Below are 13,494 nucleotides of genomic sequence, written 5' to 3'. Positions count from 1 at the left end.
TTTACCGTTACATCCAGATCCTTCGGAGCATTGTTGTCGTTGTTCGAATCGCTCATCGCAGAGCCTCCCACAAGTAGGTGAGGCACGCAAAGGGTCTTCGTCAATATGGGGCTCATCGCAGGACGACGGAAGCTTGTGCCGACTCCCTATCATCCAGGGCGACCCGAGCGCGAGAGATCCGGCCGCTAAAGCAGGTTGTCCGCGTGCTCCCCGCTCTCGCCCGCCCCACGCCGGGCGGCTCTCCCGGATGGCCCTGATCGTCGCCCGAGGAGCCGAGAAGGCCGGAACAACATCGAGCGTGCCTCCCGGCGCTCCCTCTGTGGGCTCGAGCGGGTGCGCTTCCGTGATAGGCCTATTTGTCACGCTCGCAGCGATCTGGCGCGTTCACCCGCTCGGGCCGTGAAGCCGAAAGGGGCGTCGGGGACGCAGCGCCTCGCTCGCGTCGCCCCCTCGACGCGAGCAATCTTGGATAACGCGGCATGCTGCGGGCGCGCGTGCACCGGACTGTGCGCGCCGCCTCATTCGATTGCTTTTCGGTGCTGTCTCCGGTACCCGGTCCGCCTCTTCGCGGGTGCCGGAGGCGCCCATCAACAACGGAGTGTCATGCGTCGTACTTCGCTCGGATCGGCGATGGGTCGTCTCGCTTTGTGTATCGTCGTCGCGTCAACGTGGCTCGCTGGCTGCGGCGTCGCGGAGAGCCCGGAGGCGCCCAGCGCGACCGAGGTCGGGTGCGCGGGCTGCATCGTGCTGAAGGGCGGCACGGTGTTCGACGGCACGCGCGCGGCCAGGGCAACCGTGGTGATCGAGGGCGAGAGGGTGCGCCAGGTCGTCTTCGGCGACGCCGAGCTCGGCGTCGAGGCCATGGGCGGCGAGGTCGTGGACGTCGCCGGCAAGACGGTCCTCCCCGGGCTTATCGATCTCCACGTCCACTCGCTCAGCGGCGCCGGGCCCTATGGCTATTACGACGGCGACCTCCACCTCGAGGATCACACGAAGGCGATGCTCCGGGCAGGCGTGACCTCGTACCTCGATCTCGGCTCATCCCAGCGCGTCATCTTCGAGCAGCGAGCGCGCATCAACGCCGGCGACCTCCTCGCTCCGCAGCTCTTCGCCGTCGGCCCGCTGCTCACGCCGAGCGGAGGGCATCCCTGCTATCACGGCAACCCGCCCGGCGATTTCTGCGTCTTCATCGACTCTCCCGCCGACGTCGATGGCGCTTTTGAAACACTCCTCCCGAACGCCCCCGACTTCATCAAGATCGTGCTCGAGTCGGGAGGATCGCGGTCGCTCCCGCACCTCTCGCCCCCGTCCGTGGCGGCCATCCATCAGGCGGCCGTGTCCGCGGGCGTCCGGGTCATCGCGCACGCAACGGGGGCCGCCGACATCGAGATGGCGCTCGACGCCGGCGTGACGCTCTTCGCGCACGTCCCGGACGAGGACCGGATCTCGCCGGAGCTCGCGCAGAGGATGGCCGCCGCCGGCGCCGTCGTCGTGCCCACGCTCGTGGTGCAGGATGGCCTGTACCGCACGGTCAACGGCGCGCTCACCGAGCTCGACGACCCCGCCCTCGCCGACGACGTGCCGGCCAGCGTGATCGCCGCCCTGCGCGACCCGTCCTTGCTCGAGGAGGTCAGGACAGAGCGGTTCCGAGAGCAGGTGAAGGCATGGCGCGAGCAGGGGATCGCGAACCTGAAGACCTGCTACCAGGCCGGTGTCACCATCGCCGCCGGCTCCGACGCCGGCAACCCGGGCGTCTTCCACGGGCTCAGCCTGCGCCGCGAGGTCGCGCTCCTCGTCGAGGCCGGGATGCCGCCTCTCGAGGCGCTCGCCGCCGCCACGCGCCGCGCCGCGGACGTGCTCGGGCGCCCCGATCTCGGGCGCATCGAGCAAGGCGCGCTCGCGGATGTGCTCGTTGTCGACGGCGATCCGCTCGCCGACCTCCGCGCGCTCGAGCGCGTGTCGCGCATCTACAAGTCGGGCGCCCTCCTCGATCGCGAGGCGCTCGCGCTGCCGCGCAAGACGAGCCTGACGCGGGAGCCCAGGACGGGCGCCCGCCCCGGCGAGACGTGCCTCGCCGCGTCGGAGTGTGCGCCCGCGCAGTCGTGCAACCAGGCGCAGGTCTGCGCGGCGGCCTGCAACGCCCCCTCGGACTGCGCGCCGGGGAGCGCGTGTTTCCTCGACGGCAGCTCGTTCACCGGGGGGGCCTGCACCGACGGCGACGGCTGCGACCTCTTCGCGCAGGATTGCGAGAACGGCGCTGCCTGTGTGTTCTGGGGCAACGCCTCGACGTCGTGCTGGTACGCGGGCGCGGGCTCGGACGGGCAGCCGTGCGACGCGTCGTACGCCTGCGCGCCCGGCAGCGTGTGCGACGGGGCCTCGACCACCTGCAGGGCCCTCTGCGATCCGCGCGGGGAGCGCGGCGAGCCGTGCCCGGACGGCGAGCGGTGCGTCGATCAGACCGCGATCGCGGGGCTCCGCGTGGGGACCTGCGCGCCGGCTGAGCGCCGCTGACCGCGCGCGCGACGACGCCGCGCGCGGTCAGCGCGACGCGAGCAGCCAGGCGATCACGCTCCCGAGCGCGAAGAACAGGATGCCCGCGCCGGCGAGCACGGCCCGCGAGGTCCGCCGCTCGATGAAGCTGGCCGCCGCCCGGAGGCTGGCCGGGGCGCCGATGGCGATGCCGCTGTCCGGCGCGCTCATCTTCTGGGCGGCGGCCTCGAGCGCCACGAGCACGGCGCGCGCGTGGGGGAAGCGGTCGTCCGGATCCTTGGCGAGCAGGCGCATCACGACCGCCTCCAGCGCGGGCGGGACGACGATGCCGGGGGAGCGCTCGGCGATCGGCGGCGGCACGGCCGACCGGTGCTGCGCGAACAGCGCCGACGGCTCGACCGCCGTGAAGGGGTGCTTGCCCGCGAGCATCTCGTAGAGGATGACCCCGAGCGCGTAGAGGTCGGCCCGCCGGTCGACCGAGCGCATGCCGAGCGCCGCCTCGGGCGCCATGTACGCCACCGTGCCGAGCAGCACCCCGGCGTTCGTGAGCGAGCGGCGCGAGCCCTCGTCGGTGAGGGAGAGCTGCTCGATCGGGACCTTGGCGAGGCCGAAGTCGATGAGCAGCACGCGCTCCTCCGGCCCGTCGAGGACCATGATGTTGAGCGGCTTCACGTCCCTGTGCACGATCCCGAAGTCGTGCGCCGCGTTGAGGGCGCTCGCGAGCTGGCGCGCGATGTTCGCGGCGCGCGGCGGGGGGACGGGGCCCTGGTCGATGAGCTTGCGCAGCGTGATGCCGCGGATGAACTCCATCACCATGAACCACGAGCCGTCGTCGAGCTGGTTGATCTCGTAGACCGCCGCGACGTTCGGGTGGAAGATGTGGCGACCGGCGAGCGCCTCGCGCTCGAAGCGCTCGATGAGCTCCGGCAGCTCCTCGGCGTCGGGGTGGAGCACCTTGACGGCCACGTCCTCGCCGGTCGCGAGCTTCTTGGCCCTGAAGACGGCGGCGATGCCGCCCATCGCGACGAGCTCCTCGAGGCGGTAGCGATGGACGAGCGTGCGCCCGACGAGCGTCATCGCGCGCTCTCGCGCCGCGGAGCTCGCCTGGCCACCCGCGATGAACACGGACTCGCTCATGCGGCCGCGCCTCCAGGCCGAGCCCCACGCGCGCCGGCGAGGCCGCGGCGCAGGGCACGCACAGCCGCGCCGCGCGCTCCCCCGTGAGCGGGCGCCTCACGGCGGAACAGCGGATCCACCCTGGATGACATCGTACGCTCACACACGCGGCGCCCCGAGGGTAGCGCCCCTCCGCGCCCAGCGCCATCCTCCCGTCGGGCGCGCGCTCGCAAGCGCGCGGGCAGCGCGGAGGCTGGAGCTCACGGAGCGCGCGTGAGCCAGGCTTCCCGAGCGGGCGTCGGTGGATCGCGGGACCGCGCCCGACGTCGCGGCCGCGCGCTCGAGATTCCCCCGCTCCGCCGTGATGGTGAGTCGCCTGGCTGCGCCGTCTCCTGCTCTGGTGACGCGGCCTCATCGTGTCTCGATCCGGGGCGCGCGGAGAGCCTCATCGCCTTTCGCTCGCGGCCGCGCGAGGGCGAGGCGCCGGCCGCGCGAGATGCGGAGTCGCGACCGCGCCGCCGACGTGTCGAGAGCCCGTTGCGCGCCGGGCGGCGCTCGCGCGTCGCCGGCGGCGCGCGACCACTTGTCGGTAGATCCGGCGACATCGCCGGAGCGCCAGCCGCGCGCCGGCAGGCAGGGTGGCCGGACCAGAGCGGCGTGCGCGCCGGTATCGGGCCTGCTGCCCTGCCACGAGCGCCCGCGCTCGCCTCCTCGGCGCGAGCCGCGCGCGAGCCGCGCGCGAGCCGCCCGAACCGCGAGATCCGCACGAAGCGTGCCCTGTCGTGCATGGACGAACTAGGTTTGAAGACACGCCAAGTTCACAGATGCGTTTTCTCGACAGGCTCGTGTAGCCTATAAGGGTGGAGGTTTCCATGCACAGCACAATGCGCCGCACCGTTCTCCTCGGGCTCGTTTCAGGACTCGCCGTAGCCGCTTGCTCCGCGCCCGGCGCGTCGAGCCTCTTCGCTACCGGCGGCTCCGGTCCGGGGAGCACGGCCTCCGCCGGAGGAGGCGAGGGCGGCGCGTCGGGCGACGGGGGCGCGGCGGGCGTGGGCGGCCAGGGCGCTGGGGGCGCGGCGGGCGTCGGCGCAGGGACCGGGGGGAGCGGGGGCGTCGGGCCCATCATCGACGAGCCGCCGGTCTGCGGGGATGTTTACGTCGATTGCGACGCGGATGAAGAGAACGGCTGTGAGGTCAACGTGAGGAACGACGCCCTCCACTGCGGCTCCTGCCCCGTCGTGTGCGATGGCATCTGCCGGGATGGCACTTGCGCCGGAGCCTCGGTCCACGTCTCGGGCCTGGAGGAGCCGCGGTACATCGCTGTCTCCAACGGCACCGTGTTCTGGACCAACGGTGAGCGGGGCATGGTCAGGCAGATGACGCTGGGCGAGGCGGCGGCCGTCAACATCGCCACCGGGCAGGTCCTGCCGGCGGACATCAAGGTCGACGCCACCCACGTCTTCTGGGCAAACCAGGGCGTGTCCGGCATGAACGACGGCCAGGTGGTGAGGGCGCGGATCGGCGGCCAGGAGGCGCCGGTGGTGATCGCCGCAGGGCAGTCCGATCCGTTCGGCGTGGCGCTCGACGACGAGTTCGTTTACTGGACGAACCGGGAGCGCGGAGGCTCCGTGGTCCGCGCGCGGAAGGACTCGGACGGCAACGGGCAGCTCACCGTCATCTCGAATCGCGGGGGGACGACCCACGCCCTCGCGGTCGACGAGACGAACGTCTACTGGACCGTGCGCGACGAAATCGGCCGGGTGATGTCCGCGCCCAAGGACTCCACGGGCGAGGGCCCGTTCACCACGCTGGCGACCGATCAAGGCGAGGTGCGCGAGATCGCGATCGACGCGACGCACGTCTACTGGACGACCAGCAGCACCGGCAACGTGATGCGCGTGGCCAAGACCGGCGGAGAGCCCACGGTGATCGCCACCGGGCAGAACCCGAGGGGCATCGCCGCCGACGCGACGGGCGTCTACTGGACAGACCCGACCTCGCCGAACGTCATGAGGATGCTGCCGAACGGCATCATCGGGGCCGTGGTGGCCGGGGAGCCGTCGCCCTTCGGCATCGCCCTCGACGCGACCCGCGTCTACTGGACCAACGAGCTCAGCTCGAACGGATCCATCGCGAGCGCCCCGAAGTAGGGGCCGCGGGCGGTCGGCGCGCGCAATCGAGGATCCGAGGATCCGAGGATCCGAGGCTCCCGCGCGTCCTTCAGCGCCGCCGCGCCCGGCGCTCCGGGCGGTGTCGGCGGTGGTCGACCGGCGCTCGCGGCGCCGCCTCGCCGAGGCGCCGCCGCGCGGCTGTCGACGTCGACGACGACGCGCGTGGAGGTCAAGGCGCAGCGTGCTACAAGCTCGCCCTGTGCTGCTCGAGACGTTCTCCGTCGGTCCGCTGGGGTGCAACTGCTCAATCCTCGTCGACCCCGCCAGCAAGGGCGCGGTGGTCATCGACCCCGGGGGCGACTTCGACAAGATCCGCGCGCGCGTCGAGCAGGCCGGGGCGAAGGTCGCGGCCATCGTGCACACGCACACCCATATCGATCACGTCGGCGCCACCGCGCCTCTCCAGCGCTGGTCGGGCGCCGCGGCCCGCATTCACGAGGCCGACCGCTTCCTCTACGATATGCTCCCCGTCCAGGCGGCCATGCTCGGCATTGCGCTGCCGGAGCGGTGCGAGATCGACGGCGACCTGAACGACGGCGCGATCGTGAAGGCGGGCGGGCTCGACTTGCACGTGCTCCACACGCCGGGGCACACGCCCGGCAGCGTGTCGTTCCTGGTGCTCGCGGAGACGGGCGCCGTGGCGTTCACGGGGGACACCCTGTTCCGGCGCAGCATCGGCCGGACCGATCTGTGGGGAGGCGACTCACAGGCGATCGTGTCATCCATCCGGGGCAAGCTGCTCACGCTCGATCCGTCGACCCGGGTCGTGACAGGACACGGCCCCTCCACGACGATCGGCGAGGAGCGCGACAGAAATCCTTTTCTGCGGTCGTGACGCGCCGCCCGCTCGCGCCCACTTGGACGCGTCGGCGTGGTGCTTTCTCGCGAGAAAGTGCTTGCATCCCGCCAGGATTCTTTCGAAAAATGCCGCGCGACGATGACGCGCGCCGGCCCACGTGAGCCGGGTCGACCGCTGTCCGCCGCGGAAGTCGAGCACGATGAGCACCGAAAGCGCGCCCGCCACGAAGGTCGATCTCGAGATCCTGCCCACGCCGCACCCCCTCGGCGACGCGGAGCGCGCGCAGCGCATGCAGAACCCTGGCTTCGGGCGCGTGTTCACCGAGCACATGGTCGTGATCCCGTACACGGCGGACAAGGGCTGGCTGCGCGGGCAGCTCAAGCCGTACGCCCCGATCACGCTCGATCCCGCGGCGATGGTGCTGCATTACGGTCAGGCGATCTTCGAGGGATTCAAGGCCTATCGGCAGCCGGACGGGCGCATCAAGACGTTCCGGCCGGAGGCGAACGCGCTCCGCTTCAATAGCTCTGCCCGCCGGCTGGCGATGCCGGAGATGCCGGTCGGCCTGTTCGTTGGCGCCGTCGACGCGCTGATCCGCCAGGATCGCGCGTGGGTGCCCTCGCCGGTGGGCGAGAGCCTGTATATCCGACCGCTGATGTTCTCCACCGAGGTGGCGCTCGGGGTGAGGGCGTCGCGCGAGTACGATTTCCTTGTGATCGCGTCGCCGGCTGGCGCGTATTTCCCCCAGGGCGTGAAGCCGGTGACGGTCTGGATCTCGGAGGATTTCGTCCGGGCGGCGCCGGGCGGCACGGGCGCAGCCAAGTTCGCCGGCAACTACGCGGCGAGCCTCCTCGCGCAGATGAACGCAGCGGCCGAGGGCTGTGCGCAGGTGGTCTGGCTCGATGCGGTCACGCGCAGCGTGGTCGAGGAGATGGGGGGAATGAACATCTTCTTCGTCTACCAGGAGCAGGGGCGCCCCGTGCTCGTGACCCCCGAGCTGACAGGCACGCTCCTGCCGGGTATCACCCGTGACAGCATCATCCAGCTCGCCCGGGATTTCGGTTATGCCGCGGAGGAGCGCAAGGTCACCTTCGACGAGTGGCGCGCGGCGGTGCGTGAGGGCCGCATGACCGAGGCGTTCGCGTGCGGCACGGCCGCGGTCATCACCCCCATCGGCGCCGTGAAGTCCCGGGAAGGGACGTTCGCCATCCACAACAACGAGACGGGGCCCGTGGCGGCGCGCTTCCGCGAGGCGCTGCTCGACATCCAGCACGGCCTCGCCCCCGACCGGCACGGCTGGATGCACGACGTGGTCTGACCGGCGCGCCCCGGCGAGGCCTCCGCGCGACGGCGGAGGCTAGAGCGGTTCCCACCCGCCCCTGGTGCGAGCGTCGCAGAGCGGCGGTCACCCGCACAGGAGACGGGTCCAGATCGGCGTTTTCGGCGCGGAAGCGCACTCCGGTGCGCTGAGCACCGAAAACGTCGAGGTGGGCCCGTATCCGAAGCGGGCGACCGTCGCTCTACTCCGCGGCCGGCGATCGCTTGGACTTCGCCGTCATGCCGTATTCGTGCAGGCGGTACTGGATGGTGCGAATGCTGATGTCCAGGATCTCGGCCGCGCGCGTCGTCGAGCCGTTCGTCGCCTCGAGCGTCGACAGGATGGCATAACGCTCTATCTCCGCCATGGTGGCGCCCGGGACCCGCAGGGCCCCCTTGGCGACCGGCGCCGCGTCGATGGGCAGGTGCTCCGCGTCGATGCGCGCGTCGTCGCAGAGGACGACCGCCCGCTCGATCGCGTTCTCGAGCTCGCGCACGTTCCCAGGCCACCGGTGCGCGACGAGCTTCGACCGGGCCTCGTCGGTGAACCCGTCGATCTTGCGGTGGTTCTCCGCCGCGAACCGGCGCAGGAAGTGATTCGCCAGGAGCAGCACGTCGGTGTCGCGGATGCGCAGCGGGGGCATGTCGATGTGGACGACGTTGAGCCGGTAGTAGAGGTCCTCCCGGAAGCGGCCCTCCTGCACCGCCGCCGCGAGATCGCGGTTCGTGGCCGCGATGAGCCGCACGTCGACCGACACCGTGTCGTTCCCGCCGACGCGCTCGAACGTCCTCTCCTGGAGCACGCGGAGCAGCTTCACCTGCGTCGAGGGGGCGATCTCGCCGACCTCGTCGAGGAAGAGCGTCCCGCCGTGCGCCTGCTCGAACCGCCCGATCCGCCGCTTGTCGGCGCCGGTGAACGCGCCGCGCTCGTGCCCGAACAGCTCGCTCTCGAGCAGGGACTCCGCGAGCGCCGCGCAGTGCAGCGTCACGAACGGCCCCTTGGCGCGCGGGCCCTTCGCGTGGATCGCGCGCGCGAGCTCTCCCTTGCCCGTGCCGCTCTCGCCGGTGATGAGCACCGTCGCCCGCGCGCCCGCCACCTGCCTGGCCATCCGGTAGACCTTCTGCATCGCCGGGCTCGTCCCGATGAGCCCCTCCACGCCCTCGCCCTGGCGCTCTCGCAGCTGCCGGCGGAGGTTCTCCGCCTCGACCCGGAGCGCGCTCCGCTCCAGGGCGCGCTCCAGCGTGAGGAGGAGCGCGTCGAAGTCGACCGGCTTCGTCAGGTAATCCTCGGCCCCGGCCCGCATCGCCTGCACCGCCGAGCTCACGTCCCCGAACGCGGTGACGACGATCACCGGCAGCGCCGGATCCTGCTCGCGCAGCTTCCCGATCAGCGCCACCCCGTCCATCTTCGGCATCTTCAGATCCGTGACGACGATGTCCGGCGGCCGCTCCGCCGCGACCTCGAGCGCCTCGACGCCGTCCGCCGCCGTGTCGACGGTATAGCCCTCCTGTCGCAGGAGCTTCTCCAGCCCCGATCGCGCGCTCGCCTCGTCGTCCACGACGAGCACCCTCGAGCTCTGCTTCTTCTCAGCGTTCATGTCTTCCTTCCAAAGATACCGTGTCCGCGAGGCGCCGCGATCCCCCTTCCGCTGCAGCGCGGCCGCGCGGCCGCGCGGCCCGGAGACGCCGGCGGCGAGGGGCCGCGCCGCCGGCGGGGCGACGGGCGCGCCAGCCCCTGTACACCGCGTGGGCCGCAGCCGTTGCACGCGGGCGCAAGCCGTTCGCCGGGGGAGGCGCGCTCCCCCCGCTCAGGCGTGGGAAGGAAAGGGGGAGCTCGGCTGCGCGGCGCCAGGGAGCGCTGCGTCCGCGATGGCGCGGAGCTCGTCGCTCAGGGCCGTATAGTCGATCGGCTTCGTGTGCACCACCGCCGCGGGCTTGAACTCTCGCCCGAGCCGCGCAACGAGGTCGGGATACCCGGTGAGCAAGAACAGCGGGAGATCCGGCCGGAGCGATCTCGCGAAGCGCGCGACCGCGATCCCGTCGGCGTGGGGCATCCGGAAATCGGTCACAAGGATGTCCGGGATCGGGCGGCGGGACAGCCGCGCGATGGCGAGCGCGCCGTCGGTGGCCAGCTCCACCTGGAAGCCGTCCTCTTCGAGCAGACGCTCGAGCATGCAAGCGCTCTGAACGTGGTCGTCCACGAGCAGGATCAGCGGATGTTCGGTGCTGCGCGGTTCCACGCCCGGATCCCTACCAAGTTGCGTGCCAGCGCCCGAGGGGGGAGGCGCGCGCGCCGAGGTGAGCGGCGGAGGTCAGCCGGAGCGGCGCAGCGGCAGCGTCACGCGGAACAGCGTCTTCCCCGGGCGGCTCTGGAACTCGATGGTCCCCTCGTGATCGGTGACGATGCGGTGCGCGATCGCCAGCCCGAGCCCGGTGCCGTTGGGCTTCGTCGAGAAGAACGGATCGAAGATCGGCGCGTCCGGGCTCGCGACCCCGGGGCCGTCGTCCTCCACCTCGATGACGGCGTGGCGCGGCTGCCGCCGCGCGCGGAGGGTGACCGTGCCGCATCCGGCCGCGTCCACCGCCTCGATCGCGTTGCGGAGGAGGTTCAGGAGGACCTGCTCGATCTTCGCAGGGTCGAGGTCGAGCACGATGTCGGTCGAGGGGAGATCCACCTTCACCACGGCCTGCCCGCCGGCGCCGTCCAGCGACGCGGCGACGCGCGCCGCACGCTCGCAGAGCGGGACGAACGGCGTCGGCCGGAGGTGCAGCGGCTGCGGCCGGGCGAAGTCCAAGAACTCGCTGACGAGGGCCGAGAGGCGGCGGATCTCGTCGCGGACGACGTGGATCGCCTCCAGCGTCTCCGCGTCCTTCACGCCGGCGCGCGCGAGCCCCCGCTCGAGGAAGGTCACGTGGAGCTGCGCGCCGTTCAGCGGGTTCCTGATCTCGTGCGCGAGGCCGGCCGCGAGCGTCCCCACCGCGGCGAGCTTCTCGCTCTGTCGCACGCGCGCGGCGAGCGCGTTCTCGTCGGTCATGTCGTGCCCGATCGCGAACAGGACCACCTCGTCGTCGGCCGCAGAAGGGGCGTACGCGAGCTGCCAGCGCACCTCGCGGATCTTGCCGGCGCGCGTGCGGACGCTGCTCTCCAGCAGATCGACGCCGGCGCGGCGGCCCGCGGCGACGTCCTCCACGAGGGCGCCGTGGTCTGCGCGGATCTCCTCGGGGAGGAGCGCCTCGACGAAGGGCACCCCGAGCACGTCCTCGCGCCCGAGCCCCGTGATCCGCTCGGCTTCCCGGTTGAAGAGCCGCACGATCGCGTGCGCGTCGACGCCCACGACGAGGACGCGGGCCAGCTCGACGGCGCTCTTGTAGCGGTGCTCCGTGCGCGCGAGCGTGCGGCCGACCTCCTCCAGGTCCATGCGCTCGGCGCGCTGGGCGCGCGCGAGGAAATCGTCGCGGTAGGTCTCGAGCATGATGGCGAGCTCGAGATCGAGCACCTTGCCCACCGCCGCCCTGACCGGGGTCACCTCCGCGCCGAGCGCGCCCTCGGCGATCTCGTCGAACGCGAGGCGGATGAGCGTCATCGCCGTGAACATGTACCGCTGGGGGAGGCCGACCCGGACGTGCATCCGCCCGATCTTCGCGCTCTCTTCGAAGTACGCGCCGTCGTAGGGCCCCGTGCAGATCCGCGTCATCCAGCGGACGAGCGATCGCTTGAGCCGCTCCACCTGCGCCTCTCCGGTGAAGACCTCGTGCGCGCCCTCGTGCTCGCGGATGCGATCGTAGAACTCGTCGGCGATGCGCGGGAAGTGCGGCTCCGCGTGCGCGCGGAGCGCGGCGAGCCGGCGCGCGTCCTCCTCGCTGAAGCGCACGTACCGCTTGATCTCGTCGAAGAGCGTCTCCTGCGCGGCCACGGCGCCCGTGCCTACCACGGCCCCGCTCCCGCGGGCGCGGACCAGGATCTCACGCGCTCGATCAGCGCCTCGAGCGCCGCCGCGTCCTCGCCGCCGCGCGCGACGAGCTCCGGCGCGAGCGGCGCCTCGTAGTCGACGCCCGCGCCGGGGAGCGCGCCGATCTCCCCCGCGCCCGCCGCGTGGTAGAGCCCCTTCGGATCGCGCTCCCTGCAGGTCTCTGGCGCGGCGTCCACGTAGACCTCGATGAGCCGCGGCGCGAGCGCGCGGGCGCGCTCCCGGTAGGCGCGGCGGTGCGCCGTCGCCGCCACGATCACGAACGCCCCCTGGCGCGCGAGCAGCGCCGCGAGGCGCGCGAGCGTCTCGTAGAAATCGTCGCGGGCGCGCGGGCCGTAGCCGGGCCGCGGCACGAGGGCGTCGCGGACCTCGTCGCCGTCGAGGACGCAGCTCGCCCGCCCCTCGCCGAGCAGCGCGCGGTGCACCCGTGCGGCCAGCGTGGATTTGCCCGACGACGGGAGCCCGGTGATCCAGACGACCCCGCCGCTCACGCGAAGAGCCTCTCTGCGTCGTCCGGATCGAAGCGCGGGGCGTCGAGGGCGCGCTCCACGAAGGAGAGCAGGGCGTCCCTCGCCCGCGCGGTGACCGCCGGGTACCATCCGGGGTTGGCCAGCACGAGCGCGCGCCACGCGAGGAACGGCGCCGCCACGTCGAGCACGCCCGCGGAGCCGCTCCAGCCGAGGTAGACCTCCCAGAACCGGCGCCACAGCGCGCGCAAGCCGCCCTCCCACGCGCCGGGCGCGTCCAGCGCGAAGAACACGTAGTTGATGGCGAGGCAGGCGACGTCGTCCGCGGGATCGCCCTGGGATCCGCGGCTCGTGTCGAGCAGCGCGAGCCGCGACGACCCGTCGAACACGATGTTGAAGGGGTGGAAATCGCCGTGCGTGCGCGCGAGCCGCCGGTCCATGCCGCGGAGCTTCCACCGCCACGCCACGCAGCGCCGCTCGATGGCCTCCAGCCGCTCGGGCGGCGCGCCGGGCACGTCGTCCGGATAGCCGTCGATGATGCCGAAGATGCCCTCGCCGTGGCCCACGAGATCCCGCACCGCGCGGCGGTAGCTGCCCTGCGCGCCCTTCCCGCTGTGGAGGGCGATGAGGTACCTGGCGAGCGCCTCGCAGCGCGCGAGATCCTCCGGGCGCGCGCTGCGCTCCTTCGCGATCCGGCGCAGATCCGCGGCGTAGACGTCTCCCTCCGCGTACGTGGTCAGGAGGTAGAACTCGCCCGCGTCCCGCAGGGACAGGAAGCGACCGTCGCGCGTCAGCGAGCCGACGTCCACGACCTCGACGTGCGACGGGATCGATCCGAAGGTGTCGAAGGCGAGCAGCATTTCCGCCGCGCGATCCGACCGCCTGTCGTGCCCGAACGCGTCCGCGGTCGACGTGTGCAGGACCAGCCTCTGCCTGGAGCCGTCAGGCCTCACCGCCGTGATCCGGAGGGGGACGCCGTAGCCGGCGGCCTTCTCGGTCTGGTCATGGCCCGAGCGGTTGTCGGGTCCCAGGGTCGTGATCTCCTCGATCCGCGCGTCGGGCAACGCTGCCTCGATGAGCTGGCGGACCGGGCGTGCGGGATCGGGGTCAGGCAGGACCGACGGGGCGCTCATGGTCTCCTCGGGAAGGCATGGTGGCGTGTTCGC

Annotated in this window: 10 protein-coding genes; 4 read left to right on the top strand and 6 right to left on the bottom strand. The window is 72.0% G+C overall.

Going from position 1 to position 13,494, the window contains the following annotated elements; translation table 11 throughout:
- Positions 1-630: 630 nt before the first annotated feature.
- Positions 631-2,511, top strand: coding sequence for an amidohydrolase family protein (locus WME90_RS31675; RefSeq protein ID WP_437275765.1), 1,881 nt, complete (start codon positions 631-633; stop codon positions 2,509-2,511).
- Positions 2,512-2,538: 27 nt separating this feature from the next.
- On the opposite strand, the gene WME90_RS31670 is transcribed toward WME90_RS31675, so the two are convergent.
- Entirely contained in the window at positions 2,539-3,627 is a 1,089-nt protein-coding gene (locus WME90_RS31670) for a serine/threonine-protein kinase (RefSeq protein ID WP_437275764.1), read from the bottom strand.
- An 851-nt stretch (positions 3,628-4,478) separates the two neighbouring features.
- Between WME90_RS31670 and WME90_RS31665 the strand changes: the two genes are divergently transcribed.
- The 3 genes from WME90_RS31665 (at position 4,479) to WME90_RS31655 (ending at position 7,894) form a co-directional block, all read left to right on the top strand.
- Positions 4,479-5,756, top strand: a complete 1,278-nt coding sequence (locus WME90_RS31665; RefSeq protein WP_437275763.1) for a hypothetical protein — start codon at positions 4,479-4,481, stop codon at positions 5,754-5,756.
- Positions 5,757-5,976: 220 nt separating this feature from the next.
- Positions 5,977-6,612 (top strand): MBL fold metallo-hydrolase, encoded by a 636-nt coding sequence (locus WME90_RS31660; protein ID WP_437275762.1) that lies wholly within the window; start codon positions 5,977-5,979, stop codon positions 6,610-6,612.
- A gap of 163 nt (positions 6,613-6,775) precedes the next feature.
- Positions 6,776-7,894, top strand: coding sequence for a branched-chain amino acid aminotransferase (locus WME90_RS31655; protein ID WP_437275761.1), 1,119 nt, complete (start codon positions 6,776-6,778; stop codon positions 7,892-7,894).
- Positions 7,895-8,096: 202 nt separating this feature from the next.
- On the opposite strand, the gene WME90_RS31650 is transcribed toward WME90_RS31655, so the two are convergent.
- The 5 genes from WME90_RS31650 to WME90_RS31630 all read right to left on the bottom strand — a co-directional run bounded on the left by WME90_RS31650 (position 8,097) and on the right by WME90_RS31630 (position 13,461).
- Positions 8,097-9,491: a sigma-54-dependent transcriptional regulator gene (locus tag WME90_RS31650; RefSeq protein WP_437275760.1), complete on the bottom strand. Its 1,395-nt coding sequence runs from the start codon at positions 9,489-9,491 to the stop codon at positions 8,097-8,099.
- A gap of 210 nt (positions 9,492-9,701) precedes the next feature.
- A complete protein-coding gene (locus WME90_RS31645; protein ID WP_437275759.1) occupies positions 9,702-10,133 on the bottom strand; it encodes a response regulator in 432 nt (143 codons plus the stop codon).
- 72 nt (positions 10,134-10,205) lie between these two features.
- Positions 10,206-11,825, bottom strand: coding sequence for a protoglobin domain-containing protein (locus WME90_RS31640; RefSeq protein ID WP_437275758.1), 1,620 nt, complete (start codon positions 11,823-11,825; stop codon positions 10,206-10,208).
- Positions 11,819-12,352, bottom strand: a complete 534-nt coding sequence (locus tag WME90_RS31635) for an adenylyl-sulfate kinase (RefSeq protein WP_437275757.1) — start codon at positions 12,350-12,352, stop codon at positions 11,819-11,821. The genes WME90_RS31640 and WME90_RS31635 overlap by 7 nt, the downstream gene beginning before the upstream one ends.
- Complete coding sequence (locus WME90_RS31630) at positions 12,349-13,461, bottom strand: phosphotransferase family protein (protein ID WP_437275756.1); 1,113 nt, start codon at positions 13,459-13,461, stop codon at positions 12,349-12,351. The genes WME90_RS31635 and WME90_RS31630 overlap by 4 nt, the downstream gene beginning before the upstream one ends.
- Positions 13,462-13,494 lie beyond the last annotated feature (33 nt).

The organism is Sorangium sp. So ce375 (assembly GCF_051473855.1).
Taxonomy (GTDB): Bacteria; Myxococcota_A; Polyangia; order Polyangiales; family Polyangiaceae; genus Sorangium.
This window is presented reverse-complemented; position numbering and strand designations above follow the sequence as displayed.

Bases quoted from the DNA above. Each gene is read 5' to 3' on its own strand.
- WME90_RS31650 (WP_437275760.1), bottom strand. From the start codon at position 9,491: ATGAACGCTGAGAAGAAGCAGAGCTCGAGGGTGCTCGTCGTGGACGAC.
- WME90_RS31675 (WP_437275765.1), top strand. From the start codon at position 631: ATGGGTCGTCTCGCTTTGTGTATCGTCGTCGCGTCAACGTGGCTCGCT.
- WME90_RS31630 (WP_437275756.1), bottom strand. From the start codon at position 13,461: ATGAGCGCCCCGTCGGTCCTGCCTGACCCCGATCCCGCACGCCCGGTC.
- WME90_RS31670 (WP_437275764.1), bottom strand. From the start codon at position 3,627: ATGAGCGAGTCCGTGTTCATCGCGGGTGGCCAGGCGAGCTCCGCGGCG.
- WME90_RS31665 (WP_437275763.1), top strand. From the start codon at position 4,479: ATGCACAGCACAATGCGCCGCACCGTTCTCCTCGGGCTCGTTTCAGGA.
- WME90_RS31655 (WP_437275761.1), top strand. From the start codon at position 6,776: ATGAGCACCGAAAGCGCGCCCGCCACGAAGGTCGATCTCGAGATCCTG.